We start from the raw sequence: 25,444 nt of genomic DNA, 5'->3' as shown, positions 1-25,444 counted from the left end.
GCCATCAGCTGCCTTCCGGCATGGTGAAACTGGCCCCGGTGCGGATGCCGGAGGGCCACCGGGTGGTGACCGTCTTGGTCTTGGTGTAGAAGCGGAAGGCGTCAGCGCCGTGCTGGTTCAGGTCGCCAAAGCCGGATGCCTTCCACCCGCCGAAGGTGTAGTAGGCGATCGGAACCGGGATGGGGACGTTGATGCCCACCATTCCCACCTGGACGCGGCTGGCGAAGTCGCGGGCGGAGTCGCCGTCGCGCGTGAAGATGGCCACGCCGTTGCCGAACTCGTGCTCGCTGCACAGGCGCAGGGCTTCGTCGTAGTCTTCGGCGCGGAGCACGCTGAGCACCGGGCCGAAGATCTCTTCCTTATAGATATCCATGTCCTTGGTGACGTTGTCGAAGAGCGTGGGGCCCACCCAGAACCCGCCTTCGCAGCCGTCCACCGTGAGGCCCCGGCCGTCCGCCACCAAGGTGGCGCCGGCGTCCACGCCGGACTGGATATAGCCTTCGATCCGCTCCTTGGCGGATGCCGCCACCACCGGACCGAAATCCGAGTCCTTGTCCAGGCTGTGGCCCACCTTCAGCCCGGCGATGCGCTCCCGGAGCCTGGCAACCAGGGCGTCCCCGGTGGCTTTGCCCACCGGCACCGCTACGGAGATGGCCATGCAGCGCTCGCCGGCGGAACCGTAACCGGCACCGATGAGCGCGTCGGCCGCCATGTCCAGGTCTGCGTCCGGCATGATCACCATGTGGTTCTTGGCGCCGCCGAAGCACTGGGCCCGCTTGCCGTGGGCCGCCGCGGTGGCGTAGATGTACTGGGCGATGGGCGTGGAACCGACAAAGCCCACGGCCTGGACCCGCGGATCTTCCAGCAGGGCGTCCACAGCTTCCTTGTCGCCGTTGACCACATTGAACACGCCGTCCGGCAGTCCCGCCTCGGTGAAGAGCTCCGCAAGGCGCAGAGGCACGGAGGGGTCGCGCTCCGAGGGCTTGAGGATGAAGGAGTTTCCGGCGGCCAGCGCGGGGCCGGCCTTCCACAGCGGAATCATGGCCGGGAAGTTGAACGGCGTGATGCCGGCAACCACGCCCAGCGGTTGGCGCATTGAATGCACGTCGATCCCGGCGCCGGCGCTGTCCGAGAACTCACCCTTAAGAAGGTGCGGAGCTCCCGCGGCGAACTCCACCACTTCGATGCCCCGCTGGATGTCACCGCGGGCGTCCGGGAGGGTCTTGCCGTGCTCCGAGGACAACAGGGCCGCGAGTTCGTCCAGGTCCCGGTTGACCAGGTCGACGAACTTCAGCAGGATGCGGCCGCGGCGCTGTGGATTCATGGCCGCCCACTCCTCCTGGGCCTTTTCCGCGGTGGCCACCACGTTCCGGACCTCATCGGCCGAGGCCAGGGGGACGCGCGCCTGGACCTGGCCGGCGCACGGATCGTAGACGTCGGCGAACCGGCCGGACGTGCCCTCAACATGCTGCCCGCCAACGTAATGGGAAAGCTCCCGAACCATGATGGATTGCTCCTTTGCACCGGTGGGGTTGCGCGGCCGAATGGGCGGCATGTGACCCACATCATCTCTCCTTCCTGAATATACTCGGACTTCCTACTAAATTCCAGAGCGGCATTTTGGGCAGCCGGGCCCGGCCCCAAGGCAAGTTCGGTAAGTTAGGACTGTGAAGATAGCTACCTGGAATGTGAACTCGCTCCGTGCCCGTGCCGACCGCGTCGAGGCCTGGCTGCAGCGCAGCGACTGCGATGTCCTGGCCATCCAGGAAACCAAGTGCAAGGACGAGAACTTTCCGTGGGAACTGTTCGAACGGATGGGCTATGAGGTCGCGCACTTCGGCGTGAACCAGTGGAACGGCGTCGCGATCGCATCCCGGGTGGGCCTGGAAGACGTGGAGCGGACCTTCCTGGACCAGCCGTCCTTTGGTAAGGCCGGCAAGGATCCCGTGCAGGAAGCACGCGCCATGGCCGCGACCTGCGGCGGCGTCCGGGTGTGGAGCCTGTACATCCCCAACGGCCGCTCGCTCGATGACGAGCACATGCCCTACAAGCTCAAGTGGCTGGAGAGCCTCAAAACCCACGCCCAGGGCCTGGTCGAAGCGGACCCGCAGGCCCAGGTCGCGCTCATGGGCGACTGGAACATCGCCCCGTTCGACGAGGACGTGTGGGACATCGACCTCTTTGTTCGGAACCGCTACACGCACGTCAGCCCGCCGGAGCGCGCAGCCTTCCACGCATTCGAATCGGCCGGCTTCACCGACGTAGTCCGTCCTTATACTCCCGGACCCGGCGTCTACACCTACTGGGACTACACGCAGCTCCGGTTCCCCAAGCGCCAGGGCATGCGCATTGACTTCGTCCTGGCCTCGCCCGCCCTCGCGGCACGGGTCACCGGCGCGTCGATCGACCGCGAGGAGCGCAAGGGCAAGGGCGCCTCGGACCACGCGCCGGTCCTGGTGGAACTGGCAGACTGATGGCAGCGCCCCGGACTCAACGAAGGAGGACGCCGCGATGACCGGAAACCTCTACCGGGGCCAGGCAGGCCTGCCGTTCTCCTCCGCCCTCCGGGTCTACGAGCCCTTGGAGGCCTTCCCCGAGGAGCAGCGGGAAGCCATCCGGGCGGCAGGCGAACGCGCCGCTTCGCGGGCCGCCGTCGAAAATGCCGAGCTGCTCGCCTCCCTGGGGCGCATCACCCGCTCCGGCGGGGATCCCTTCCCCACGGGGCGCACGGACCTGGTGCGCGTCACCTCGGTCCCGGCTCCGGGCAAGGACGCGGACGACGGCGGTGCTGCCGCCGGCGAAGTGCTGCTGTACTGTCCCAGCCAGCTGGTGCTGCGCGCCGGCCTGGCGGCCAACGCCCTGATGGAGGGCATCCACGGTCCCCTCGCCGAGCTCCTCATTCCGGAAGCGCAGCGCGACCGGCACCAGGAGCGGATCGATGCGGTCAAGGCCAGGGATGGATCCATCCGAGTCCACACCCGCGCCTCAACCTGGGGCATCCCCTTCAGCTGGTTTTCGCTTTTCATGGAATCGGACCACAAGGACGTGGTGGAAGCCGCCGGCCGGATCGTCACCGTCCGGGTGTGGGCACCCATCACCGATGCCCTGGAGCGCGCACGCTATGCGGTGGCCAACCTGGCACTGGCCGCACCGGACCTGGACATGCTGGATGACCTGGCGCAGTTGACCGAATGGCTGGAGCAGTTCCACGTCGAATCGATGGTGGAACTGGATTACGGCGCGGTGGCGGACAAGGTCTATCCGGACGAGTCGCCCATGGATATCCGGCTGGGGATCGAGTGCCTGGCCGAGGGCGACATGACCGGCGCCGCGGCGGCTTACCGCCGGCTGGCCTCCCGCTGGATTCCCATCAGGCAGCTTGCCCGCGCGTCCTGACGGCCGCAGCCGTGGACCATCGCTCCGCGTCAGGCCTGTGGCGGGGCCGTGGTGGTCCGGACTATGAGCTGGTGCGGAGCGACGGCGGAGCGGACGGAGCCTGCGGCCCCGTCCAGCTCATCCAGGAGCATCTTGGTGGCGAGCTCGGCCTGCTCGTCCGGCCGCTGGCCCACGGTGGTCAGGCCCATCGGTTCGGCGAAGTCGTGGTTGTCGATGCCCACCACGGAGAGCTGTTCCGGCACCTTGACGCCCATCCGCGCCGCCTCGAAGATCACGCCCATCGCCATTTCATCGGACGCGCAGAAGACGGCGGTGGGCTTGGCGCCGGGGAGTGCCCAGAGCCGGCGGAACGCTTCCTGGCCGCTCTTGACCGTGAAGTCGCCCCACTCATCCCATTCCGGCCGGGTGGGCAGGTTCGCCGCCGTCATGACGTCCTTGAACGCCAGGATTCGGACCCGGGGAACGTCGAAGTTCAGGTCCGTCTCATCGTCGCCGTGCAGCAGGGCGATGTCCCGATGGCCCAGGTCGATGAGGTGGCGGACCGCAGTGGATGCCGCGGCGTAGTCATCGATGCCGATGTACGCGCATTCCTCCACGTGGCCGCCCACCACCACCAGGGGGATGTCGATTTTCTGCAGGTGGTCCAGCTCTTCCGGAGTCAGCGCCATACACAGCACCAGCAGGGCATCGATCTGCTTGTAAACCATGGTCTTGCTGAAGAGGCGTTCCCTGTTGCTGCCGTGGCCGCCCAGGTTGAACAGCGAGAGGTTGTATTGCCGGGCATGCAGCTCGCGGTCTGCGCCTTCGATGGCCTTGGAGAAGAACCAGCGGCTCACGAACGGTGCCAGCACGCCGATGGTGCGGGTCCGCCCCGTGGCGAGGCCGGATGCGGAGGAAGAAGCCACATAGCCGAGGTTTGCGGCGATTTCGAGGATCTTCTCGCGCGTCGCGGGCGAAACCCTGGGGAGCCCGCGGACTGCCCGGGACACCGTAGCGGTGGAAACCCCCGCGGCGGCGGCCACGTCCTCGATGCTGATCCCCGCGTGGCCACCTCGCTGCGACCGCTCTGACATTCGTGCCACGATTCCCCTCGATAACTCCCTGCAGGCGCGGGCAACCGCCCGACTGACCCCCCAACGCCAAAGATCCTGTCCCGCGAAGGCATCGCTGCCCCGCTGGAAACGCTGCTACCGGCGGGCAGGGAGCTTCCGCCGGAGCCGGAGCATTCCATACATGGCCAGGAGAATTGCCAGCAGGCCCAGGGCCCACCACAGCGCGGGCTGGCCGGTGATCTCCATCCACACGGTGACCACCAGCAGAATCAAAGCCCAGAAGCCCAGGAACCCGATAATTATGTCAAAATCTTCGCCCGACCGGACCAACCGGCTGCGGCCTCCCGCCCCGCCGGAAGGCCGGGAGCGGGAGGCGCCGTCCGTCACTTGACCGCACCGGCCGTCAGGCCGGCCACAATCTTGCGCTGGAACACCAGGACCAGGATCACCAAGGGAATGGTGACGATGGTGCCTGCGGCCATGATCGCCGTATAAGGAATCTGCTGGGGCTGGGCTCCGGCAAAGTTCGCAATAGCGACCGTCACGGGCTGGGTGGCCTCATTGGACAGCTGGCTGGCGATCAGGAATTCATTCCAGGAGGAGATGAACGCGAGGATCGCCGTGGTGAAGATCGCCGGAGCCGCCAGCGGCATGATGACCCTCCGGAACGCCTGCCCCTGCGTGCAGCCGTCCACGCGGGCCGACTCCTCCAGCTCCCAGGGCATTTCCCGGAAGAAGGAGGTCAGGGTGTAGACGGTCAGCGGCAGCACGAACGAGATGTTCGGAATGATCAGCGCCTGGTAGGTGCCCATCCAGCCAATGTTGGTGAACAGCTGGAACAGCGGGGTGATCAGGGCAACGCCGGGGAACATGGACGCTCCCAGGATGAAGCCCAGCACCAGGTACTTGAACCGGAAATTCAGGCGGGCCAGGGCGTAGGCAGCGAAGACACCGATCACCAGCGAGATCACGGTGACGGTGACACCGATGATGATGCTGTTAAGCAGCGCCTGGCCAAACCTGTTGCCGAACGAGGTATCGAAGGCGGTGAGGAAGTTGTCCAGGGTGACGTGCGTGGGCCAGGGCGTGGTGTCGTAGGTGAATCCGACTTCCCGGAACGCGGTGACCACCATCCAGTAAGCCGGTGCCAGGCACCAGATAAGGATGACGGCGGCACTGATATAGGTCCGCGCCTGTGCCCACTTTTCGCGGTTCTGGGCGACCTTGCGGCCCTTGTCCTGCTCGGCCCGCAGCTCGGCGGAGGCAGTTGAGGTTGTCATTTCTTCCCCTTACCGGTGGCACCGCTTTGTTCCACGACGTTCGCACCCAGGAAGCGGACGAAAATGAACGCGACCAGGAAGATGATGAGGAACGTGATGGTGGACAGTGCAGCGGCCGAGTTGAACCCTTGCCTGATCTGGTTGATCACCAGGATGGACAGCGTTGTGGTGTTGTTCGCGCCGCCGGTGAGGATGTATGGAAGGTCGAACATGCGCAGGGCGTCCAGCGTCCTGAACAGGACGGCCACCATGAGTGCCGGCTTCACCAGGGGGAGCGTGATCAGCTTGAAGCGCTGCCAGGAGCTGGCGCCGTCAACCTTGGCGGCCTCGTAGACCTCTGCCGGAATCATCTGCAGTCCTGCCAGGATCAGCAGCGCCATGAAGGGCGTGGTCTTCCAGGTGTCTGCGATGATCACGGCCCACTTCGCGGGCCACTCGCTGCCTGTCCACAAGATGGAGGCGTTGAACAGTTTGTTGATGATGCCGTTGAAGTCGAACATGAACAGCCAGAGCTGGGCGGTCACGGCCGTGGGAATGGCCCACGGAACCAGGACGGCGGCCCGGACCAGGCTGCGGCCCTTGAACGTACGGGCCATGATCATGGCCATCCAAAAACCGAGCACCGTTTCCAGGGCTACCGTGACCACCGTGAAGAAGAACGTGGTGCCGGTGGCGGTCCAGAACTGCCCGCCCAGCGTACCGGGGGGGCAGGCGATGGTGCCGCCGCCGGGTGCGGCACACTGCTGGCCAAGCCAGTTCACATAGTTCTGTATGCCGGCGGGGCCGCCGGCGGTGAACAGGCCTGTGGCCGGATCCAGGCCCGCATCCTTCTGGAAGGACATGACGATGGCACTGATGATCGGGTAGACGATGACGATGGCCAGCGCGATGATGGTGGGGGCGAGGAGCCAGGAGGCCCACTTGCCCTGGCTGAGGATCTTATTATCCTCGCCTACACCCTTGGGGCCGTGATGGACGGGGGGCGCGCCCGACGCCGGCTTGGTCGCCGGCGTCGGGCCCAATTCGGTTGCCATCTTCAGGCTACGATCCTGCGGTGGCGGATTCGATGGACTTCTGCATGTCGGCCAGGGCCTGCTCAGCAGACTTCTCACCCTTCAGCGCGGCGTAGGAGTTCTCCTGGATCGCCTTGGTAACTGCAGGGTAGAACGGGGTCACGGGACGCGGAACTGCGTTCTCGATCGAGGTCTTCAGGACCGGCAGGAACGGGAGCTTGGAGACAAGTTCCTCATCCTCGTACAGCGAGCCCAGAACAGGAGCGAGCGAACCCTGGGTAGCGAAGAACTTCTGCTGCTCTTCTTCAACCAGGAACTTCACGAAGTCGAGGGCAGTTGCCTTGTGCTTGGAGTACACGCTGATGGCTGCGCTGTGGCCGCCCAGGCTGGAAGCGCCCGGACCGTCCTTGCCCGGAAGGGCCGTCATACCCAGCACATCCTTCACCTTCGAGGAACCCTCAGTGGTGGCCAGGTTGTAGACGTAGGGCCAGTTGCGCAGGAACAGCAGCTTGCCCTCCTGGAACGCACGGCGGCTTTCCTCTTCCTGGTACGTAATGGCCTCGGCCGGAATGTTGCCGTTCTTGAAGGCCTCAACCAGGTTCTCCATGCCTTCCTTGGCCTCAGGGGTGTTCAGGTTCGGCTTGCCTTCGTCATTCAGGACGGAACCGCCGGCGGAGTTGATCGCTTCGGAGGCGTTCACCGTCAGGCCTTCATACTGCTTGAACTGACCGGAGTAGCAGGCCATCTTGTTCTTCTCGGCGATGGAGCACATCTCCATCATTTCGTCCCAGGTCTTTGGAGCGTTGGGGACCAAGTCCTTGCGGTAATACAGGATGGCGCCATCGGAAGAGACCGGCGCCGCGTAGAGGGTGCCGTTGTAGGAACCCGCTTCAATCGTGGGCTCAAGCATGCCGTTGGTGTCGACGGCCATCTTATCCTTCAGTGGCTGCAGCCAGCCCTTGGCCGCAAACTCCGCGGTCCATACAACGTCGACGCTGGCAACGTCGTAGTTGGGGTTCTTGGCCTGGTAGTTCTGCACCAGGTCGTCGTGCTGCTGGTCCGCCTCGTCAGTCTGTTCCTTGAAGGTGACCTTCTCGTCCGGGTGCGCCTTGTTCCACTTTTCGATCAGCGGGCGGACCACGTTGCTGTTGTCCTTGCCCTGCACGTACGTGATGGGACCGCGGCCGTCGAGGTTGGCTTCGGCGTCACCGCCTCCACCGCCCGTGGTTCCGCCGCCTCCACCGCCGCCACAGGCTGAAAGCGTGAGGGCCAGGATTCCGGCTGTAGCCGCCGGCAGTAGGAATTTAGGGGTTTTCATTGGCTTGAAGCTCCTCGCTGAGTGACAAGTAAGTCGACAGTGCGCTTGCTAGGCAGGTTGATGTGGTGACAGTCACACTAGTAAGGTTGCCGCAGGTTATGCAAGCGTTTACATCAAAAAGTTATCCGAGAGGAACGAAATGTCCAACCCTCCCGTCCACAGCTCCGGACCCACCCCCACGGAATGGTGGGCGGATGCGGTGGTCTATCAGATCTACCCCCGTTCCTTTGCCGACGGAAACGGTGACGGCATGGGGGACCTGCGTGGCGTCGTCGAACGTCTTCCGTATCTGGCGAAGCTCGGCGTGGACGCCATCTGGCTCTCGCCCTTCTACAAGTCGCCGCAGGCAGACGCCGGGTACGACGTGGCGGACTATCGGCAGGTGGACCCACTGTTCGGCACCCTTGAGGACTTCGATGCGATGCTGGCGGACGCCCACCAGCGTGGTCTGAAGGTCATCGTGGACCTGGTTCCCAACCACACCTCGGACGAGCACGTCTGGTTCCAGGAAGCGCTGGCGTCCCCGCCCGGATCCCGGCAAAGGAACCGCTACATGTTCCGGCCGGGCAAGGACGAGGTCGCGGGCTCCGGTGACGGAAACCGCGCACCGAACAACTGGAAATCGATTTTCGGCGGCCCCGCGTGGACGCGGATTACCGAGGCGGACGGATCGCCCGGAGAGTGGTACCTCCACCTCTTCGATACCAAGCAGCCCGACCTGAACTGGGAGAACCCCGAGGTCCAGGAGGAAATGCGGTCAGTGCTCCGCTTCTGGCTGGACCGCGGCGTGGACGGCTTCCGGGTGGATGTGGCCCACGGGATGGTCAAGGAGGCCGGCCTGCCGGACTGGGAGGGTGCTGCCGCGATGGTCGAGGGCACCGAGGTGCACCGCGAACCCATGCAGCCGGGGGATGCGCCCGGCGCGCACACCGACCAAGAAGAGCCCCACCGTGCCGTCTCCCCCACGTACCCACCGTCACCGTTCTTCGACCAGGACGGCGTCCATGACATCTACCGGGACTGGCACCGCGTGCTGGAAGAGTACGGCAGCGACCGCATGATGGTGGCCGAGGCCTGGGTGGAACCCGCCGAACGGCTGGCCCGCTACGTCCGCCAGGACGAGATGCAGCAGGCATTCAATTTCGATTTCCTGCTGGCCGGCTGGGACGCAGAGCGGATGTCGGAATCCATCGATGCCTCCCTGGCGGCGGCCGCCTCCGTAGGTGCCCCCTGCACCTGGGTGCTCAGCAACCACGACACCGTCCGGCACTCCACCCGTTTCGGCCTCAAGGACCCCACCACGTTCCCCAAGGGCATCGCGGCCACCGACGAACAGCCTGACGCCGCGCTGGGCCTGGCCCGGGCGCGGGCGGCCACACTGATCTCGCTTGCACTTCCGGGTTCGGCCTACCTGTACCAGGGCGAAGAGCTTGGCCTGCCCGAATACACCACGCTCCCGGCCGAAGCACGGCAGGACCCGACCTTCTTCCGGACACGGGGCGCCGAAACCGGCCGGGACGGCTGCCGTGTTCCGCTGCCCTGGGCAGCGGAACAGCCCGGCTACGGATTCTCCGGGAGCCACTCCCTGACCGCGGCGGCGCCATGGCTTCCGCAGCCCGAGAGTTTCGGCCCGCACGCCGCGGACCAGCAGGACGGCGATCCCGGTTCCACGCTGGAGCTGTACCGAGCTGCCCTGGCGTTCCGCGCTGAACGGCGGCTCGGACGGGGGAGCTTCGCCTGGGCAGACAGCCACGCCCCCGAAAGCGGTGTCCTGGCCTTCCACAATGGGGACGTCATGGTCATCGGCAATACGGGATTCGCCTCCGCGCCCGTCCCGGAGGGCTACACGGTGGCGCTGTCCAGCGGACTCGAACCTGATTCCGAGTGGACCGGCATGCAGGAGGTCCCCGTGGACTGCACCGTATACCTCGTCAAGAGCTGAGGTACCTCGTTAAGAACTGAACCATCGTGCCGCGTCAGCGGACGCGTTCGGCCCGGCCGAACCGCGTCCGCGCGCCGGCGCCGATGTGGATGAGCACCGGCGTGCTGGTTCCCGCAACCTCGTCCAGGGCGGCCACGAGTTCGGTCACCTCAGCAGCGAGCAGGTGCGGGGCCACCCCCTGACGCGGCAGGAGCCGGACCTTCAGCGCCGGAGAACCCTTGACGTCATACGCTGTCACCGCGGCACCGGCCAGGTCCGGCCGGCCTGCCAATGCGTGTTTGAGCGCCTGCTCCGCTACCCCGGCGCCGATCCGTACGTCGCCGGGAACCTCACCGGGATCGTATTCTTCCGCCAGCAGGTTGGCACGGCCCTTACCTTGCTGGGCGATCCATGCCACCATGAGCCCGATGGCCACCAGCAGGCCGGCCACCACGAGGATCCACAGCCAGCTTTCGCCCCCGCCCGGGAACCTGGTTGAGTCGAAGGCACTTTCCACTGCCGTCCGGACCCCGGCGGACCAGCCGTGCCACCAGGCGGCCACGCCGGGGACGTAGGCCAGCAGGATCAGCAGGACGCCGATCGCCAGCAGCTTCAGGCCAATGACGGACACCAGGATCCGGTTGAGGATGCTTGGCGTGCTGTTCATGCCCCGATCACCCCCGAGGCTGCCACATTGATGCGGGCTGCCGGCGCAGGTTCAAGCCCCATTTGGTCCAGCTCGTCCTGCACCGCGGCAAGCACCGCCTCCTGGTCGACCGGAACCCCTGAGGTGGGACGGACATTGACCAGCACCTGCCGCTGCGACACCACCACCATTACCTGGTCCGGGGTTACGTTGGCAGCCAACCGGGCCCGCCGCGCAAGGGCCGAGGCGATCACTTCGTCGTCAACCACGACGGCGGGCCCTGACCCGGCTCCGCGCAGGACATGCCGGGCCCGCCGTCCCGGGAGGATTCCGGTCAGGAAGAAAAGCAGTCCCAGCATGGCAAGGACAGCGCCAAGGGCAGCCAATAGCCCCACGGGAACGCCGGCCGGGAGCCGCACCAACCGGTCCCCCGCGACGCGTGGATCTACCAGCCATGCCGGCTGCCCGATGGCATGCACCCCGGCTTCCAGCAGCCCGTATCCGGCAACGACCAGCACCAGGAGGGCAGCGGCCGTTGCCGCCACTGCACGTGAAGAGCGGGTTTCCCGGTGGATTATCCTTCCCATGTCCGGGCCGGACGCCTTGCCGCGGGCTGCTTCGCCGTTCACTGCACCCGACCTCCTTCGCTGATCCTTGCCCCGCTGATCCTGATGTCCACCCTGCTCAGCTGCGCCCCGCTGAGCTCGGTGACGGTGGACATGATCTGCGCTTTTGCCGCCACGGCACGGTCCCGGATGGAGCCGCCGAAAGCCGCGACCCGCCCCGGGTCCCGGGCGACGGACCGCAAAGGCGGGACCCCGATAGGCGAGACGAGGGACAGCGCCAGCAGGCCGTCGTCGTCCGTCCATTGGACCCGGACGTCATGCGCGTCCACCCCCAGCGCCAAGGCGGCGGCCGTACGGGCAAGGCTTGTCAGCGCCTGCGTGCTGATCCGGTTGTGGCCGCTCAGCCGCTGCGCCGGCGCGAGGGGCGCAGGTGCCGTCATGACGATGAGCGGCGGCCGATGATTGCGTCCACGACGCCGCGGAGGTCCAGCTTCCCCTCGGCGGCGCGACCCAGCAGCGCACCGATGGCCATGAAGAGGAGCGACACCAGGAAGCCCCACAGCCCGAATTCCAACGACATGAACGCGACGAAGGCCCCGATGGCCGCGCCCGCAATGGTGAGGTTCACAGCAGCGCCTCCCGCTCTCCTGATGCCGCAGTGACCGGTTTGACCGGCGGCGGCACATAGACATCCGTAATTTCCACGTTCACCTCGATGACCTGAAGGCCCACCAGTTCCTCCACCGCCCGGTAGACGGCGGCCCGCACATGGTCCGCAAGCGAATGCAGTGGCGTGCCGTAACTGGCCACCAGCTCAATGTCCACGGCCACCTGTGTTTCGCCGACCTCGGCGTTGACGCCGGCCGCGTGGTCGGAACTGCCCACCGCATCCCGGATGGCGCCCAGCGCGCGGGAGGGGCCCGAGCCCAGTGAATGGACGCCCGGCACCGAGCGTGCGGCGATGCCCGCGACTTTTGCTACAGCGGCTTCAGAAATAACGGTCCGGCCCAGGCCGGGTATCTGCTGCGGCAGCGGCGCGGCAGCTTCACGGATGTCCCCGGTCGCGGGTTGTGGGTTCTGGTATTCCATCAGGCACTCCCCTTCTGTTGGTTCCACCCTATCCCTCCGCCACCGCCGGGGTCAGGCGAACCACGGGATTCGACATCCCGGCTTAAACGAAGAAAAGCACCAGTTCCGAAGAACTGGTGCTTCCCAGTGGTGGCTCCGACCGGCGTCGATCCGGTGACCTTTCGATTTTCAGTCGAACGCTCTACCAACTGAGCTACAGAGCCTAGGTGACTAGTCACCGTGATGGCCGGAATTGCTTCCAACAATCAGAGCGACCCTGACGGGACTTGAACCCGCGACCTCCGCCGTGACAGGGCGGCGCGCTAACCAACTGCGCTACAGGGCCTTGCGTTTCTTGCTTTGCGGTATCTCTACCGCGTTTTTCAAGGCTTCCAGCCTACCAGACTTTTTTAGCCTGCCTGACCAGTTCCTTGCGTACCCCCAACGGGATTCGAACCCGTGCCGCCGCCGTGAAAGGGCGGTGTCCTAGGCCGCTAGACGATGGGGGCCAGAACCTGTCCGGAACAAAGAAAAAGGCTTCCAGCCGGGGCTTTCCGTCTTTGTCCTTCGCGTTTCTCCGAACTGGACTCTAAAACTATAGGGCCTTGGCGCGCATTAACCAAAATCGGGAGCAAATGCCGTCCGCATGCGCCGTTTGCGGGTGAAGATGGACTCATGGATGCCGTTGCTGCGCTCAACGAGATTGCTTTCTGGCTGGAGCGCGGACGCGCCGCCACCTTCAAGGTCCAGGCTTTCCGCAAGGCGGCCGCGGTGATCGGCACGCTGCCACAGGAAGAAGTCCGCGCGCGGGCGGTGTCCGGCCGGCTGAAATCCATGAAGGGGATCGGGGACCGGACTTTCCAGGTGATCCGGCAGGCCGTGGAGGGCGAAGTCCCGGAATACCTGGCGGACCTGCGGGAAAAGGGCGCAAAGCCCCTGGCCGGCGGGGGCACGGAGCTGGCCCGTCAGCTGCGGGGCGACCTGCACAGCCACAGTGAATGGTCCGACGGCGGATCCCCGATCGAGCTCATGCTCGCCGCCGCCGGGGTGCTGGGACGGGAATACGTGGCGCTGACGGACCACTCGCCCAACCTGACCATCGCCAACGGACTGTCCGCCGAACGGCTCAAGGAACAGCTGGACGTGGTGGCGGAACTCAACCGTGGCGGCGGCGCCGGGCCAAGGCTGCTGAGCGGCATCGAGGTGGACATCCTGGAATCCGGTGAACTGGACCAGGACCCTGCGCTGCTGGACCGGCTGGACGTCGTGGTGGCCAGCGTCCATTCCAAGCTCCGGGCGGACAGCAAAACCATGACCCGGCGGATGCTGGGCGGCATCCGCGCCCCGCATACCAACGTGCTGGGCCACTGCACGGGCCGCCTCGTGGAAGGTTCCCGGGGCACTCGCCCGCCGTCGGACTTTGACGCCCGGGAGGTGTTCGCCGCCTGCGCCGAACACAACGTGGCGGTGGAGATCAATTCCCGGCCGGAACGCCAGGATCCGCCGGATCCGCTGATCCAGCTGGCCCTCGAGGCCGGTTGCCTGTTCTCGATCGACAGCGACGCCCACGCGCCCGGCCAGCTGGGCTTCCTCCAGTACGGGGCGGAACGGGCCGAACGGAACGGTGTGCCGGCCGAACGGATCGTGACCACGTGGCCGGTTGACCGCCTCCTGGAGTGGACCGCCACCAAGCGCTGAGGCCGCCCTGCGGCAGCAAACCGTCCGCAACGGCACTTTGGCAGGAACTTGCCGTGACATGGCCGATTTTCGCCAGACCGATGTCCCCGGCCACAGCTAGATTGGCTTCATGCCCCCGATCACGCATGCTGCCCGCCCCGCCGCTGCCTTTTCCCCGCCCGCCCGCGCCAAAGCCCTCGGCGTCGCCGCGATGGTGGTGACCGTGGTGCTTTGGGCCTCCGCTTTCGTGGGTATCCGTGCTGTGGGCCCGCACTTTTCCCCCGGCTCCCTCACGCTGGGCAGGCTCGCGATTGCCGCCGTCGTACTCGCTGTACTGGTGGTGCCCCAACTGCTCAAGAGCCGCCTGCTGCCGCAAGGGCGGGAGTGGCTGCCCATCCTGGCGTACGGCGTGATGTGGTTCGGCGGGTACAACGTGGCGCTGAACGCTGCCGAACACGTCCTGGACGCCGGCACCAGCGCCCTCCTGATCAACGTCAATCCCATCCTGGTAGCCATCATGGCGGGCATCTTCCTCAAGGAAGGCTTCCCCCGCTGGCTGCTGATCGGCAGCACCGTGGCGTTCGCGGGGGTCGCGGTGATCGCGCTGGGCTCAACGCGGCCGGCCGCTGACGGGGAAAGCGCGACGGCGGACGTGGCGGGTGTAGCGCTCTGCCTCCTTGCCGCCGTGCTCGCCGCCGTCAGCGTGATCGTCCAGAAACCGGTGCTGCGGAAGTGCCCGGCGGCGCAGGCCACGTGGTTTGGCATCCTGGTGGGCGCGCTGTGCTGCCTGCCGTTCGCCGGACAACTGGTGGCGGAGGTGGCGGCCGCTCCGCCGGCGGCCACCGGAGGGCTGGTGTACCTGGGCATCTTCCCCACCGCCATCGCGTTCACCACCTGGGCGTACGCCCTCTCCCTGGTGGACGCCGGCAAACTGGCCGCAACCACCTATCTGGTACCCGGAACCACCATTCTGATTTCGTGGCTCCTGCTGGCCGAAGTTCCAGGTGTGTGGGCGCTGGTGGGCGGCGCCGTGTGCCTGGTGGGGGTGGCGCTGACCCGCCGTCGGAGCGGAATTGCCGTACGGCGCTAGAGTCGGGGTATGCCAACAAGCCTGCCTCCCGGTCTGCCCAGCGTTCCCGGCGGTCCGCACGAACCGTGGGAGCCCGGCCGCAACGCCGGGTTCAGCATGTCGGCGGATGATTTCGAAGCGGCCGTCAGCGATGCCCTGGACTCCATTCCGCCCCGGCTTGCCCGCACGATGGACAACGTGGCCGTCTTTATCGAGGACCGCTACGTGCCGCACGCGGACGAGGACCCGGAGACCGTGCTGCTGGGGCTCTACGAGGGGGTTCCGCTGACCGAACGTGACTCCTGGTGGGGTGCAGGGTCGTTGCCGGACCGGATCACCATTTACCGGGAGGCCATCCTGGACATCTGCGACTCCCGGGAAGAAGTCATCCACGAGGTGGCCGTGACCGTGGTCCACGAAGTTGCCCACCACTTTGGCATCGACGACGAACGGCTGCACGAGCTGGGCTGGGGCTAGCCTGTAGGCATGGGACGCGACCACGGCCACACACCCGGATTGACCGCCACCGGCCGGCACCGGAAGCGGCTGTTGGCCGTCCTGGCGATCACGCTCGCGGTGGTCCTGGTCCAGGCAGTCGGCGCCGCCCTGTCCGGTTCCCTGTCCCTGCTGGCCGATGCAGGCCACATGCTCTCCGACGCCGCAGGTGTGACCATCGCGCTGTTCGCTGCGTGGATCGCGGGTCGGCCGGCCAGCGACCAGCGCACGTACGGCTACCAGCGCGCCGAAGTCCTGGCAGCGCTGGCCAACGCCCTGGTTCTGATCACGATTTCCGTGGTGATCTTCACCGAAGCCGTCCGCCGCGTCGGTTCCGCGCCGGAAGTCCAGACGGACATCATGCTTTTCGCAGGCATCCTGGGCGCAGCCGCCAACATCGCCTCGCTGCTGATCCTGCGCGGGCCCCACCGGGAAAGCCTGAACGTCCGCGGAGCCTACCTGGAGGTGTTGGGCGACCTCCTGGGCTCGCTGGCGGTCGTCGCTGCTGCCGTGGTCATCATGCTCACCGGGTTCCATGCGGCAGACACGATCGCCTCCGTGCTGATCGCGGGGATGATCCTGCCCCGCGCCTGGCACCTGTTGCGCGACGTGGTGGATGTGCTGCTCGAAGCCAGCCCCAGGGGCGTGGAAGTGCAGATGATCCGCGAGCATATCCTCTCCGTGGACGGTGTCACGGACGTGCACGACATCCACATCTGGACCATCACCTCAGGCGTCCCGGTCTTCTCCGCGCACGTGGTGGTGGAGGACGGGGTGCTCAACGCCCGTGGCGCAGACCAATTGCTGGACAAGCTGGCCGTGTGCCTGGGCACCCACTTCGATACGGACCACTGCACGTTCCAGCTGGAGCCGGCCAGCCATTCCGAGCACGAATCAGACCAGCACGCCTGACGTCAGTCGTTGCCCAGCACGGGACCGAACCGCGTGCGGTCCGCCAGGCGCGGATCCTCCCGGTCCGGAACCACCATTACTGGGCCTTTTGCGTGGTGCAGGACGCCGTCCGACGTCGAACCCAGGAGCATCCCGGTGAAGCCGCCGCGCCCGCGGGTACCCAGCACCACCAGCTCGACATGCCTGCTGGCTTCGACCAGCACCTCCACGGGTGATCCGTCCCTCAGCTGCCCCTCAATGCGGAGGTTGGGGAAGTGGCTGCGCAGCCACGCCATCCCGGCGTCCAGTGTGACCTGAATGTCATCGAACAGGGCCTTGCGGTCCATGGGGGCAGGCACCCAGGCCAGCGACCCGCTGTACTGCGGAACGGCACAGACCACCCGCAGCGATGCGCCGAGCCGTTCAGCCTGCTCCGCGGCCTCAAGCAGGGCAACGCGCGCCTGCTCCGAACCGTCCACGCCCGCCACTACGACGTTCTCCACCAGCTGGTGGCCTGCCTTGGCCTGCTCGGCTCGGATGCGGCGGTCCTCGGTGGTTTCACCCAGCCGGTCCGAACAGATCAGCGGCACCGTGACCGTGGGGCACTTCGCGTGCGCCGGCAGGGCGCTGCTTACGGAGCCAAGAAGCCGACCCACGAACCCGCCACGGCCCCGTGTGCCGAAAACCAGCAGCTCCGCGGTTTCGGACATCTCCAGCAGGACCCCTGACGCGTCGCCGTTTTCCACGGACGACGTGACGTCGATGTCATAACCGGAGACTTTCTCCGCGGCCTGCCGGACGATGGCCTCGGCGCCTTCGCGGATCACCGAGTCGTCAACGGTGGCGTAACCGCCGTCCAGGCCGGACGCGGCGAAGATGGGAACGGAATAGGCAGTGACGATGTGCAGCGGACGACGGCGGCGCCGGGCTTCGCGGGCGGCCCATACCAAGGCGCACTGGCCATGTTCGGAGCCGTCCACACCGACCACGACACCCCGCGGAGCTACGGGAACGGCGACGTCCTCCCACCGGGGGTCCGGCTGCATTTCTCCTGCGCCCATGGCCGCCTCCTTGCTGTGCCTGATGTTGCGGCTATTCTGCCAGAAACCGGCCCCTCTCCCGCGCACCGGACAACGCTCCCCGGCTGCTTGGGGCGGAACTGCTTCCACGTCCCACTATTCTCCGTCCCCGGGGGCATAGCAAGCCGCGGCGGAACGGGGCTGCCGCGGCCGTCAGCAGCACCGCGGCCACCCGCCGCCGAGGCATTCACCTGCGGAAAGATCTTTTCTGAGAGGGGACTATCCAGCATGCAAAATGTTCTGTAGTCTTCTGGACATTGTTGATCCGGGCGCCCGTCCACACCGTGTTTCCGGGCTTCCGGACAACGTGCTGCGGCCGGACTTTGGGGTGACGGAACGCGCGCCGGCAAGCCGGCACCTGCCGAATCGTCGAAGGAGCGAACCTGTAGTGTCAAGCACGCCTGCGGATGCCGGTACCGAACAGACCACCACCGTGATTGTTGGCGCGGGCCTCCCCGGCCTTGCCGTGGCGGCAGAACTCCGCCGCCGCGGCGTGGCCACCATCGTGGTGGACGGACTGGACCCGCACAGCGCGGCCCGGCACCCTGTCTCGGGCTCCCAGCAGCGTTGCGATGCGCCGGATTCGGGGAACCTTCGCGAGCGCAACGAGATCCTGCGGCACCTGCGCAACTACGCGTCCAGCCACCACGTGGATATCCGCAGCATCCGGGCCGTACAGCTTGCCCGGGCAGCGGCCGCGCCGGGCGCCGGAACTGCCGGATGGGAGGTGCACACCTCTGCGGGCATCCTGTTGACGCCGCATGTGGTGCTGACCCGCTGCGCTCAAAGCCAGCTCCGGCGGATGGTGAGCGAACTGGACATCAGCGCGGGGCCCAACCCGGCTGCCGCCATGAGGGCCCTGGGCATCCACCTGGTGGGAGTGGGCGAGCTCATCACTCCGTCACCGAAGGAGGTCCTCCGCCAGGCCAAGACGGTGGGGCAGGCCATCTCCGCCCTGGTCAACCCGGGCAGCGACGCTTATCCGGCAACGGCCAGCCTGGCCATGCTGCCCTGCTAGGGAAACGGCTATCCGTCCTCGCCGCCGGCTCCAAGGCGGCGCCTGGCCAGGAACGCGAGGGTGGCCAGGAGCCCTACGGCCACCGCGGCGAAGATGACGATGCTCCACTGGAACGGCTGCCCGTCGCCGGCAGGTTCAGGCTCTGAAGTGACCCCCGGCTGCGGTGTGCTGATGGCGGGGACCGAAGCGGCCGCCGTCGTACTTCCGGACGGTGCGGTACTTCCGGACGGTGCCGCGGCGGCAGCGGTGAAGCTGAACGTTCCCTCGATGGGATGCGAATCCGAACTGACCACCCGCCACGCCACGGTGTATTCACCGGCCGGCCCGCCATCCCTCAGCTTCTGCGTGGCCACGTTGTCCACGATCTCCACCGGACCGTCAGCCCATTCGGCGCCTGAGGCGTCCCTGACGGAGAAGGAGGCGCCGATGCCCAGCGGTTTTTGGCTGAACGTCACCGACACCCCGGCCGGCGGAGCTGCCACTGCGGCGCCCTGCGCGGGGCTGGTGGACTCGGCGGCGTCGTGCGCGGCCGCAGGCCCTGCCAGGCCCAGCGTTGCGGCGGCGAAGACGGCCAGGCCGAGCAGGAAGCCCGGCAGGCGGCGGCGGAAAGAACCCATAGGTGGCGTGTACCTTCTGTATCGGCGTTCCAACAGACTGTGTTGGCTTCCTAACAGACTAGGCGCATTTGCGGGGCGCCCGGCCGCTGCGCCCTTAGGATTCTGGTATCCCCACACAATTCCCCGGAGGACTAATGCTTAAGCAAGGCTCTGCCCTGGACCGGTATTTCATGATCACGGAACGCGGCTCCAACCTCTCCCGCGAGATCCGCGGCGGTTTCGCCACCTTCTTCGCCATGAGCTACATAGTGGTACTGAACCCGCTAATCCTGTCCGGCCCGGACTCTGCCGGAAACACGCTGGGCTTCACCGCCGTTGCCGCCGTCACCGCCTTCGTGGCGGGCATCCTGACCATCCTGATGGGGGCGTGGGCCAAACACCCGTTCGCGCTGGCCACAGGGCTGGGCGTCAACGCCTTTGTAGCCGTCACCGTGGCCACCAATCCCGGACTGACCTGGCCTGACATGATGGGCCTGGTGGTGCTCTCCGGCGTGACCATGCTGATCCTGGTCCTCACCGGGTTCCGGACCGCCGTATTCAAGGCCGTGCCGGACGGGCTCAAGACGGCGATCGTGGTGGGCATCGGCCTGTTCATCGCGCTGATCGGCCTGGTGAACGCCGGGTTCGTCCGCCGCATCCCCGACGTTGCCGGCACCACCGTCCCTGTCGGGCTGGGCTTTGACGGAAAGCTGCTGGGCTGGCCCACCGCTGTGTTCGTGTTCGGCCTGGTCCTCACCATCGCCCTGGTGGTGCGCAAGGTCAAGGGCGCCATCCTGATCGGCATCATCACCTCCACCGTGATCTCCGTGATCCTGGAACTAACGCTGAAGATCGGTCCCAGCTTCGACGGCAAGACCTACAACCCCGAGGGCTGGTCCCTGGTGGCCCCCGCGTTCAGCGGATGGGCCGCTCCGGACCTGTCGCTAATTGGCAAGGCCAACCCGTTCGGCGCGTTTGAGCACCTGGGCTTCGTGGCCGCCACCCTGCTGGCGTTCGTGATCCTGCTCAGCATCTTCTTCGACGCCATGGGCACCATGGTGGGCCTGGCCAACGAGGCCGGGACCGTGGACGAGCACGGCAACATCCCCAACGTGGACCGGGTGCTCCAGGTGGACGCCCTGGGTGCGATCGCCGGCGGCGGGGCCTCCATTTCCTCCAACCAGATTTACGTGGAAGCCGGCGCCGGCATTGGCGAAGGTGCCCGCACCGGCGTGGCCTCGATCGTCACCGGCGTGCTGTTCCTCGTGGCCATGTTCTTCACCCCGCTGATCAACCTGGTGCCGTTCGAGGCCGTAGCCCCGGCCTTGGTGGTGGTGGGCTTCATGATGGTGTCCCAGGTGGGCAAGATCGACTGGCAGGACTGGGGCATCGCCATCCCGGCGTTCCTGACGTTCACGCTGATGCCGTTCACCTACTCCATCGCCAATGGACTCGGCGCAGGCTTCATCGCCTACGTGCTGATCCGCACGGTGCAGGGCCGCGCCAAGGACATCCACCCGCTGATGTGGGCCGTTGCCGGCGCCTTCCTGCTGTTCTTTGCCGTGGGTCCCATCGAGGCCGCCCTGGGCATGTAGCCCGGCGGCCGGTTAGACCGGGGTGTTGGGCGCTAGACCCTCATCCCCGGCGACCGCGCGGGCCTTCTTGGCCCGCAGCCGGTCCAGCCGGTTCATCAGGGGCGAGGTGGTGGCGCCGTGGATCACGATCGACAGTGCCACCACCAGCCCCACGAATGACCACAGCCACTCCTCCTGGCCGCCGAACTCCCCTTTGCCCAACGCATAGGAGAGGTAGTAAAGCGAGCCGATGCCGCGGATGCCGAAGAAGGACAGCGCAATCCGTTCCCGCGGCCCTGTCTTGCCGCCGAGCAGTCCCAGCCAGCCGGCCAGCGGGCGCACCAGCAGCAGGAACGCAAAGGCCACCAGCAGTTCAGTCCAGCCGATCCCGGCCAGCATCCCGCGTGCGATAGCTCCGCCCAGCAGGACCAGGATCACTACCGTCATCAGCCGCTCCAGCTGCTCCACGTAGGAGTGCAGCACCCGGTGGTAGCCGTGCGTGTGCTCGGCGGCCCTGACGGTGACTGCACAGACGAACACCGCAATGAAGCCGTACCCCTCCACCATTTCAGCCAGCCCGTAGGCCAGGAACGTGGCTGCCAGCGCAACGAACCCTTCCGAATGGTTGGACAGCCGGAGGCTCTCCTTCCTGGCGGAGAAGAACATCCTTGCCAGCAGCCTTCCGGTGAGGAATCCCAGCAGCAGCCCGATGGCCAGCCGCCAAAGCACGTCCACACCGAACCACTGCGGGAACCATGCCGCCGGTGACGACCCCACGATGCTGATTGCAATGGCCAGGTAGACGAACGGGAAAGCCAGGCCGTCGTTCAGGCCGGCCTCGGAGGTCAGTCCGAACCGGACCTCGTCCTCCTTGTCCGAGCCTTCCTCCTCATCCGCCGGCTCCCCCACCTGGACTTCGGAAGCGAGGACGGGGTCTGTGGGGGCCAGGCTGGCGGCAACCAGCAGGGCGGCGCCCAGGCCCAGGCCCAGGAACCACAGGCCCATCAGGGTGAGGGCAATGATGCACAGCGGCATCGCCACACCCAACAGGCGCCATGTGGTGGCCCAGCGTTTCCGTCCCAAGGGCCGGTCCAGGGCAAGGCCGGCACCCATCAGGGAAATGATGACGCACACTTCGGAGAGGTGCACCACGAAGTCCTGGTGGGCCAGCGGATCGGGATCGGGCAGCGAAGGAATCAGGGCGAACGCCGCCATCCCGGCGCCCAGGAACACCATCGGCATGGAAAACGGCATGTTGCGCAGCAACTTGGGCAGTACTGCGGCGATAAACACGGCCAGGCCTGCTGCGGCAAAGACAATACTGGGGGCTTCAAACACGGGGGCGTCCTCCGGCGTCGGGTTGCTCCACCATAGCCCGTGCCATGGCAAGCCCTGAGGTTCTTGGATTCCGGACAGGCCGGCCGCGGCGCTGCTGGTTTTTGCCGGGCCCGTTTGATGAGCTTGGACCATGCCAGCCGTGAGCCCTGCCGTCGACACCCCGCCCCAGCCATGGACCGGAAGGAACGACGGCGACGCTGCCGCCCACCGCCGCTGGTGGCAGGCGGTGCAGCCATACTCCGGACCGGCGGAATCCGCTGCGGCACAGGCCAGCAGGCCGGCTGCCCTGCTGGGCTTCTCGAGCGATGAGGGCGTGCGGCGGAACAAGGGCCGGCAGGGTGCGGCAGCTGCGCCGGCCGCGATCCGAGCGGCATTGGGCCCCCTCGCCTTCCACCTGGGCAGGACCGTGTCCGACGCCGGCGACGTCGCCGTCACCGACGGGTCCCTGGAGGACGGCCAGGAGCGCGCGGGCCGCGCCGTCGCTGCCATGCTCGACGCCGGCCACCTCACCGTGGTGCTCGGCGGCGGCCACGAAACCGCGTATGCCAGCTACCTCGGCGTCGCCGCCTCGGCCGATGTCAAGGGCGGCCGGCGGCTGGGCGTCCTGAACCTTGACGCGCACTTCGACCTGCGCGACGAACCGGTCGCAAGCTCCGGCACTCCGTTCCTCCAGATGGCCCGCGCCGAAGCCGCCGCCGGCCGCGATTTCCGGTACGCCGTCGTCGGGATCTCCGAACCCAACAACACCCGCGCACTCTTCGACACGGCAGGCGAACTCGGCGTGCAGTACCTCCTGGACGAGGACTGCACCGCGGAGCGCACCGAGGCCTTTGTGGCCGGCTTCCTGGCGGACATCGACGTGCTGTACCTGACCATCGACCTGGACGTGCTGCCCGCGCCGGTGGCGCCCGGCGTCAGCGCACCAGCCGCCTACGGCGTGCCGCTGCCGGTGATCAGCGCGGTGTGCCGGCAGGTGGCTGCGAGCGGCAAGCTGCTGCACCTGGACGTGGCAGAGCTGAACCCGGAATTCGACATCGACGGCCGGACCGCCAGGGTGGCCGCGCGGCTGCTGAACACACTGCTGCGCTGACCGCGGGGGTGCTGATGACGGGTGCCCGGTCGCTGCCCCTTGACCCCGGTTAGCGTCCCTTGACCACGTAGCGGCGCTCCGGGCGGCCCACCCCATATTTCAGCCGCACCTCCAGCGCCCCCTCGTCATACAGGTATTCGAGGTAGCGGCGGGCGCTCACCCGGGACGTTCCCAGTTGCTCGGCGACCTCGGCCGCTGACAGGTCCCCGGCGGCGCCGGCCAGTGCCGACTCCACCAGCTTCAGGGTTTCCGCGCTGCAGCCCTTCGGCAGCGGCCGCTGCGGCCGGTCCAGCCCCAGGACGCGGTCCAGGCCGAAAACGCGGTTAACATCGGACTGCTCCGCGACATCCTTGGCCGAATCCAGGCCATGGTAGGCGCTGCGGTAATGCTCCAGCCGCTCCTGCAGGTCCGCCTGTGAGAACGGCTTGATCAGGTAATGGACGATGCCGCCGCGCAGGGCTTTCCGCACTGTCTCCACCTCACGGGCGGCGCTGATCACCAGCACGTCCAGCTCCGGGGCGACCTCCCGAAGCCGGTGCATGAGGTCCAGTCCGTTGATGTCCGGCAGGTGGATGTCCAGCAGCACCAGGTCCGGGCGCAGCCGTCCCGTCTCGGCTATGGCCTGGGCCCCGGTGTGCGCGGCTCCCACCACCGTGAACCCCGGGGTCCGCTGGATGAAGCCGGCATGCACCTTGGCCACCATGAAATCGTCGTCAACGATCAGTACCTTGATCATCCTGCTGTCTTCCTGGTGAAACGGGCAGTGAATACCGCCCCGTTGTCGTTGGCCACGGTCAGGTCCCCGCCGGAACGCCGGCACACCACCCGGGACAGGGCCAGGCCAAAGCCGCGGCCGCCGTCGCGCCCGGAATCCTTGGTGGTGAACCCCTGCCGGAAGATGTCCTCCTCCGCTCCGGCCGGCACGCCCGGTCCGGTGTCCCGCACTGTCACGGTCACCTGCTTCCCGTTGTCCGCCACCAGCACCCTGACGGCAGCCTGCGGAAGTCCCGTGACGGCGTCGAACGCGTTGTCCACCAGGTTGCCCACCACTGTGGCGAGGTCCCGGGACAGCTCATCGCTGACCGGGCGCAGCAGGGAGTCCGGGAGGAGCTGCAGCTGGACCCCCCGCTCCGTGGCGAGGCTGGACTTGGCAATCAGCAGGGCGGCCAGGGCGGGATCCTGGATCCGGCTGGTGACCTCGTCATTGAGCCTGGTGCGGTCCACCGTGGCGCCGTTGACGAACTGGACCACCGACTCGTAGTCTCCGATCTGGATCAGCCCGGAGATCACGTGCAGCTGGTTGGCGAACTCATGCGCCTGGGCCCTGAGCGTGTCCGTCGCGGTGCGGGTGGCCCCGAGCTCCTGCTCCAGGGAGGACAGCTCCGTCCGGTCACGCAGCGTGGTAACCGAGCCTATCTGCCGGCCGCGCGAACTGATCGGCACCCGGTTCAGCACCACCAGCCGCTCCCCCACCAGGACAAGCCGGTCCGGGTCCGGCTGGTCGCGGGTGAGGACCGTCTTCAGGGCCGGGTCCACCGGAAGCGAGCCCAGGTTCTTTCCCACGCAGTCCGCCGGCAGGCCGAGCAGGTCACGGGCGCTGTCGTTGGCCACCGTGATGCGTTCGTTCAGGTCCAGCGCCACCACGCCTTCCTTCAGGCCGCGAAGCATGGCTTCGCGGTTTTCCACCAGGCCCGTGATCTCGCTCGGTTCCATGCCCAGCGTCTGCCGCTTGACCCGCCGCGACAGCAGCAGCGAGCCCGCAACGCCGAGAACGCTGGCCACGCCCAGGTAGGTGAGGAGGTTGGGAACAGCCCCGCCCAGCCGCTCCAGGACGGTGGGAAAATTTCGGCTGATGGAGGCGATGCCGATCATCTCTCCGGCGTCGTTGAGCACAGGCACGTGCGCGGAGAGGATGTCGGTGCGGGTCCCGCCCACCACTCCGGTCCAGGCCCGGCCTTCCATGACGCGGCTGGGGCCAAGCTCCAGCTGGCGCCCCAGCAGGTTCGGATCGGAAGACGCGACGACGGTGCGGTCCACGCGTGCGAGCGTCACCTGCGCGGACCCGGAGACTGTCCGGACGGACTCCGCCACGGCCGGCAGCGCCGACCCGGTGCGCGGTTCGGCATCGGGCAACAGCGCACGGACCGTCGGGTTGTTGCCCAGCGCTTCCGCGGCGGAAAGCGCCCGGCGCCCCTCCACGCGTTCAAAGGTGGCGGCGGACTGGGCCAGGGAGATGGCCACCACGCCCACCAGCACGGCGAGGACGATCAGCAGCTGCAGCACCAGGTACTGTCCCGCCAGGGACATTCCTCTTCGTCGAGTCACTGGTGTTGGTTTCCTTAGGGTGGATCACAGGT

The 25,444-nt window shown here is 66.9% G+C and carries 26 protein-coding genes and 3 tRNA genes; 10 read left to right on the top strand and 19 right to left on the bottom strand.

All coding sequences use genetic code 11. From position 1 onward, the window contains the following. Positions 1 to 4: 4 nt before the first annotated feature. Positions 5 to 1,504, bottom strand: a complete 1,500-nt coding sequence (locus ACIQCN_RS09440) for a CoA-acylating methylmalonate-semialdehyde dehydrogenase (RefSeq protein ID WP_400606553.1) — start codon at positions 1,502 to 1,504, stop codon at positions 5 to 7. A 163-nt stretch (positions 1,505 to 1,667) separates the two neighbouring features. Here ACIQCN_RS09440 and ACIQCN_RS09435 point away from each other — a divergent pair, with 163 nt between their 5' ends. After that, complete coding sequence (locus tag ACIQCN_RS09435) at positions 1,668 to 2,474, top strand: exodeoxyribonuclease III (protein WP_400610593.1); 807 nt, start codon at positions 1,668 to 1,670, stop codon at positions 2,472 to 2,474. 37 nt (positions 2,475 to 2,511) lie between these two features. Next, the gene (locus tag ACIQCN_RS09430) at positions 2,512 to 3,396 is read left to right on the top strand and encodes a hypothetical protein (protein WP_400606549.1); all 885 of its coding nucleotides are present in this window, start codon (positions 2,512 to 2,514) and stop codon (positions 3,394 to 3,396) included. Positions 3,397 to 3,425: 29 nt separating this feature from the next. Here ACIQCN_RS09430 and ACIQCN_RS09425 read toward each other — a convergent pair whose 3' ends face one another. From ACIQCN_RS09425 to ACIQCN_RS09405, 5 genes are all read right to left on the bottom strand, one after another. Continuing rightward, a complete protein-coding gene (locus tag ACIQCN_RS09425; protein WP_400606547.1) occupies positions 3,426 to 4,478 on the bottom strand; it encodes a LacI family DNA-binding transcriptional regulator in 1,053 nt (350 codons plus the stop codon). Between the two features lie 105 nt (positions 4,479 to 4,583). Next, the gene (locus ACIQCN_RS09420; RefSeq protein ID WP_400606544.1) at positions 4,584 to 4,835 is read right to left on the bottom strand and encodes a hypothetical protein; all 252 of its coding nucleotides are present in this window, start codon (positions 4,833 to 4,835) and stop codon (positions 4,584 to 4,586) included. Then, positions 4,832 to 5,728: a carbohydrate ABC transporter permease gene (locus ACIQCN_RS09415; protein ID WP_400606542.1), complete on the bottom strand. Its 897-nt coding sequence runs from the start codon at positions 5,726 to 5,728 to the stop codon at positions 4,832 to 4,834. Before ACIQCN_RS09415 ends, ACIQCN_RS09420 begins: the two co-directional genes overlap by 4 nt. Further along, on the bottom strand, positions 5,725 to 6,762 hold the full coding sequence (locus tag ACIQCN_RS09410; RefSeq protein ID WP_400606540.1) for a carbohydrate ABC transporter permease: 1,038 nt from the start codon (positions 6,760 to 6,762) through the stop codon (positions 5,725 to 5,727). The genes ACIQCN_RS09415 and ACIQCN_RS09410 overlap by 4 nt, the downstream gene beginning before the upstream one ends. Before the next feature lie 7 nt (positions 6,763 to 6,769). After that, the gene (locus tag ACIQCN_RS09405; protein WP_400606538.1) at positions 6,770 to 8,059 is read right to left on the bottom strand and encodes an ABC transporter substrate-binding protein; all 1,290 of its coding nucleotides are present in this window, start codon (positions 8,057 to 8,059) and stop codon (positions 6,770 to 6,772) included. Between the two features lie 139 nt (positions 8,060 to 8,198). Between ACIQCN_RS09405 and ACIQCN_RS09400 the strand changes: the two genes are divergently transcribed. Beyond that, positions 8,199 to 10,001 carry a glycoside hydrolase family 13 protein gene (locus ACIQCN_RS09400; protein ID WP_400610592.1) on the top strand — a complete coding sequence of 601 codons (1,803 nt, stop codon included), beginning with the start codon at positions 8,199 to 8,201 and terminating at the stop codon, positions 9,999 to 10,001. 34 nt (positions 10,002 to 10,035) lie between these two features. Here the strand turns inward: ACIQCN_RS09400 and ACIQCN_RS09395 are convergent, their stop codons facing one another. The 8 genes from ACIQCN_RS09395 to ACIQCN_RS09360 form a co-directional block, all read right to left on the bottom strand. Further along, on the bottom strand, positions 10,036 to 10,647 hold the full coding sequence (locus tag ACIQCN_RS09395; protein ID WP_400610590.1) for a hypothetical protein: 612 nt from the start codon (positions 10,645 to 10,647) through the stop codon (positions 10,036 to 10,038). Next, positions 10,644 to 11,213 (bottom strand): DUF6286 domain-containing protein, encoded by a 570-nt coding sequence (locus tag ACIQCN_RS09390; RefSeq protein ID WP_400606980.1) that lies wholly within the window; start codon positions 11,211 to 11,213, stop codon positions 10,644 to 10,646. Before ACIQCN_RS09390 ends, ACIQCN_RS09395 begins: the two co-directional genes overlap by 4 nt. 38 nt (positions 11,214 to 11,251) lie before the next feature. Beyond that, a complete protein-coding gene (locus ACIQCN_RS09385; protein ID WP_400606530.1) occupies positions 11,252 to 11,632 on the bottom strand; it encodes a hypothetical protein in 381 nt (126 codons plus the stop codon). Continuing rightward, positions 11,629 to 11,820 (bottom strand): hypothetical protein, encoded by a 192-nt coding sequence (locus ACIQCN_RS09380; RefSeq protein WP_400606528.1) that lies wholly within the window; start codon positions 11,818 to 11,820, stop codon positions 11,629 to 11,631. The genes ACIQCN_RS09385 and ACIQCN_RS09380 overlap by 4 nt, the downstream gene beginning before the upstream one ends. Further along, positions 11,817 to 12,281, bottom strand: a complete 465-nt coding sequence (locus ACIQCN_RS09375; RefSeq protein WP_400606526.1) for an Asp23/Gls24 family envelope stress response protein — start codon at positions 12,279 to 12,281, stop codon at positions 11,817 to 11,819. Before ACIQCN_RS09375 ends, ACIQCN_RS09380 begins: the two co-directional genes overlap by 4 nt. 127 nt (positions 12,282 to 12,408) lie before the next feature. Next, positions 12,409 to 12,484 (bottom strand) — tRNA-Phe (locus tag ACIQCN_RS09370). A gap of 48 nt (positions 12,485 to 12,532) precedes the next feature. Beyond that, a tRNA-Asp gene (locus ACIQCN_RS09365) sits at positions 12,533 to 12,606 on the bottom strand. A 90-nt stretch (positions 12,607 to 12,696) separates the two neighbouring features. Then, positions 12,697 to 12,769, bottom strand: a tRNA-Glu gene (locus tag ACIQCN_RS09360). Positions 12,770 to 12,935: 166 nt separating this feature from the next. On the opposite strand from ACIQCN_RS09360, the gene ACIQCN_RS09355 reads away from it, so the two are divergent. From ACIQCN_RS09355 to ACIQCN_RS09340, 4 genes are all read left to right on the top strand, one after another. Next, positions 12,936 to 13,958 (top strand): PHP domain-containing protein, encoded by a 1,023-nt coding sequence (locus ACIQCN_RS09355; protein WP_400610588.1) that lies wholly within the window; start codon positions 12,936 to 12,938, stop codon positions 13,956 to 13,958. A gap of 109 nt (positions 13,959 to 14,067) precedes the next feature. Continuing rightward, positions 14,068 to 15,027, top strand: a complete 960-nt coding sequence (locus tag ACIQCN_RS09350) for a DMT family transporter (protein ID WP_400610586.1) — start codon at positions 14,068 to 14,070, stop codon at positions 15,025 to 15,027. Positions 15,028 to 15,036: 9 nt separating this feature from the next. Further along, on the top strand, positions 15,037 to 15,483 hold the full coding sequence (locus ACIQCN_RS09345) for a metallopeptidase family protein (protein WP_400606520.1): 447 nt from the start codon (positions 15,037 to 15,039) through the stop codon (positions 15,481 to 15,483). Between the two features lie 9 nt (positions 15,484 to 15,492). After that, on the top strand, positions 15,493 to 16,413 hold the full coding sequence (locus ACIQCN_RS09340) for a cation diffusion facilitator family transporter (protein ID WP_400610584.1): 921 nt from the start codon (positions 15,493 to 15,495) through the stop codon (positions 16,411 to 16,413). A gap of 2 nt (positions 16,414 to 16,415) precedes the next feature. Here the strand turns inward: ACIQCN_RS09340 and ACIQCN_RS09335 are convergent, their stop codons facing one another. Next, positions 16,416 to 17,453: a universal stress protein gene (locus ACIQCN_RS09335; protein ID WP_400606516.1), complete on the bottom strand. Its 1,038-nt coding sequence runs from the start codon at positions 17,451 to 17,453 to the stop codon at positions 16,416 to 16,418. 406 nt (positions 17,454 to 17,859) lie between these two features. Here ACIQCN_RS09335 and ACIQCN_RS09330 point away from each other — a divergent pair, with 406 nt between their 5' ends. Continuing rightward, on the top strand, positions 17,860 to 18,489 hold the full coding sequence (locus ACIQCN_RS09330) for an FAD-dependent monooxygenase (protein ID WP_400606513.1): 630 nt from the start codon (positions 17,860 to 17,862) through the stop codon (positions 18,487 to 18,489). 8 nt (positions 18,490 to 18,497) lie between these two features. Here the strand turns inward: ACIQCN_RS09330 and ACIQCN_RS09325 are convergent, their stop codons facing one another. Beyond that, complete coding sequence (locus ACIQCN_RS09325; RefSeq protein WP_400606511.1) at positions 18,498 to 19,106, bottom strand: copper resistance protein CopC; 609 nt, start codon at positions 19,104 to 19,106, stop codon at positions 18,498 to 18,500. Between the two features lie 134 nt (positions 19,107 to 19,240). On the opposite strand from ACIQCN_RS09325, the gene ACIQCN_RS09320 reads away from it, so the two are divergent. Beyond that, on the top strand, positions 19,241 to 20,680 hold the full coding sequence (locus ACIQCN_RS09320) for an NCS2 family permease (RefSeq protein ID WP_400606510.1): 1,440 nt from the start codon (positions 19,241 to 19,243) through the stop codon (positions 20,678 to 20,680). A gap of 12 nt (positions 20,681 to 20,692) precedes the next feature. On the opposite strand, the gene ACIQCN_RS09315 is transcribed toward ACIQCN_RS09320, so the two are convergent. After that, the gene (locus ACIQCN_RS09315; RefSeq protein WP_400610582.1) at positions 20,693 to 21,997 is read right to left on the bottom strand and encodes a cation:proton antiporter; all 1,305 of its coding nucleotides are present in this window, start codon (positions 21,995 to 21,997) and stop codon (positions 20,693 to 20,695) included. A 130-nt stretch (positions 21,998 to 22,127) separates the two neighbouring features. Between ACIQCN_RS09315 and hutG the strand changes: the two genes are divergently transcribed. Then, the gene (gene hutG / locus ACIQCN_RS09310; RefSeq protein WP_400610580.1) at positions 22,128 to 23,087 is read left to right on the top strand and encodes a formimidoylglutamase; all 960 of its coding nucleotides are present in this window, start codon (positions 22,128 to 22,130) and stop codon (positions 23,085 to 23,087) included. A 49-nt stretch (positions 23,088 to 23,136) separates the two neighbouring features. On the opposite strand, the gene ACIQCN_RS09305 is transcribed toward hutG, so the two are convergent. Beyond that, positions 23,137 to 23,823: a response regulator gene (locus ACIQCN_RS09305; RefSeq protein WP_400610579.1), complete on the bottom strand. Its 687-nt coding sequence runs from the start codon at positions 23,821 to 23,823 to the stop codon at positions 23,137 to 23,139. Beyond that, the gene (locus tag ACIQCN_RS09300; protein ID WP_400606979.1) at positions 23,820 to 25,394 is read right to left on the bottom strand and encodes an ATP-binding protein; all 1,575 of its coding nucleotides are present in this window, start codon (positions 25,392 to 25,394) and stop codon (positions 23,820 to 23,822) included. Before ACIQCN_RS09300 ends, ACIQCN_RS09305 begins: the two co-directional genes overlap by 4 nt. Positions 25,395 to 25,444 lie beyond the last annotated feature (50 nt).

Origin of the sequence: Pseudarthrobacter sp. NPDC092424 (genome assembly GCF_044754925.1) — a bacterium.
In the GTDB taxonomy this organism is placed as follows: domain Bacteria; phylum Actinomycetota; class Actinomycetes; order Actinomycetales; family Micrococcaceae; genus Arthrobacter.
Note: the sequence above shows the minus strand (reverse complement) of the source record. Positions and strands in the feature narration are given on the sequence as shown.

What these genes read in the sequence shown, in the direction of transcription:
- ACIQCN_RS09440 (WP_400606553.1), bottom strand. Translation starts at nt 1,504, where the DNA reads ATGGTTCGGGAGCTTTCCCATTACGTTGGCGGGCAGCATGTTGAGGGC.
- ACIQCN_RS09430 (WP_400606549.1), top strand. Translation starts at nt 2,512, where the DNA reads ATGACCGGAAACCTCTACCGGGGCCAGGCAGGCCTGCCGTTCTCCTCC.
- ACIQCN_RS09415 (WP_400606542.1), bottom strand. Translation starts at nt 5,728, where the DNA reads ATGACAACCTCAACTGCCTCCGCCGAGCTGCGGGCCGAGCAGGACAAG.
- ACIQCN_RS09410 (WP_400606540.1), bottom strand. Translation starts at nt 6,762, where the DNA reads ATGGCAACCGAATTGGGCCCGACGCCGGCGACCAAGCCGGCGTCGGGC.
- ACIQCN_RS09405 (WP_400606538.1), bottom strand. Translation starts at nt 8,059, where the DNA reads ATGAAAACCCCTAAATTCCTACTGCCGGCGGCTACAGCCGGAATCCTG.
- ACIQCN_RS09400 (WP_400610592.1), top strand. Translation starts at nt 8,199, where the DNA reads ATGTCCAACCCTCCCGTCCACAGCTCCGGACCCACCCCCACGGAATGG.
- ACIQCN_RS09395 (WP_400610590.1), bottom strand. Translation starts at nt 10,647, where the DNA reads ATGAACAGCACGCCAAGCATCCTCAACCGGATCCTGGTGTCCGTCATT.
- ACIQCN_RS09390 (WP_400606980.1), bottom strand. Translation starts at nt 11,213, where the DNA reads ATGGGAAGGATAATCCACCGGGAAACCCGCTCTTCACGTGCAGTGGCG.
- ACIQCN_RS09385 (WP_400606530.1), bottom strand. Translation starts at nt 11,632, where the DNA reads ATGACGGCACCTGCGCCCCTCGCGCCGGCGCAGCGGCTGAGCGGCCAC.
- ACIQCN_RS09375 (WP_400606526.1), bottom strand. Translation starts at nt 12,281, where the DNA reads ATGGAATACCAGAACCCACAACCCGCGACCGGGGACATCCGTGAAGCT.
- ACIQCN_RS09355 (WP_400610588.1), top strand. Translation starts at nt 12,936, where the DNA reads ATGGATGCCGTTGCTGCGCTCAACGAGATTGCTTTCTGGCTGGAGCGC.
- ACIQCN_RS09350 (WP_400610586.1), top strand. Translation starts at nt 14,068, where the DNA reads ATGCCCCCGATCACGCATGCTGCCCGCCCCGCCGCTGCCTTTTCCCCG.
- ACIQCN_RS09345 (WP_400606520.1), top strand. Translation starts at nt 15,037, where the DNA reads ATGCCAACAAGCCTGCCTCCCGGTCTGCCCAGCGTTCCCGGCGGTCCG.
- ACIQCN_RS09340 (WP_400610584.1), top strand. Translation starts at nt 15,493, where the DNA reads ATGGGACGCGACCACGGCCACACACCCGGATTGACCGCCACCGGCCGG.
- ACIQCN_RS09335 (WP_400606516.1), bottom strand. Translation starts at nt 17,453, where the DNA reads ATGGGCGCAGGAGAAATGCAGCCGGACCCCCGGTGGGAGGACGTCGCC.
- ACIQCN_RS09325 (WP_400606511.1), bottom strand. Translation starts at nt 19,106, where the DNA reads ATGGGTTCTTTCCGCCGCCGCCTGCCGGGCTTCCTGCTCGGCCTGGCC.
- ACIQCN_RS09320 (WP_400606510.1), top strand. Translation starts at nt 19,241, where the DNA reads ATGCTTAAGCAAGGCTCTGCCCTGGACCGGTATTTCATGATCACGGAA.
- hutG (WP_400610580.1), top strand. Translation starts at nt 22,128, where the DNA reads ATGCCAGCCGTGAGCCCTGCCGTCGACACCCCGCCCCAGCCATGGACC.
- ACIQCN_RS09305 (WP_400610579.1), bottom strand. Translation starts at nt 23,823, where the DNA reads ATGATCAAGGTACTGATCGTTGACGACGATTTCATGGTGGCCAAGGTG.
- ACIQCN_RS09300 (WP_400606979.1), bottom strand. Translation starts at nt 25,394, where the DNA reads ATGTCCCTGGCGGGACAGTACCTGGTGCTGCAGCTGCTGATCGTCCTC.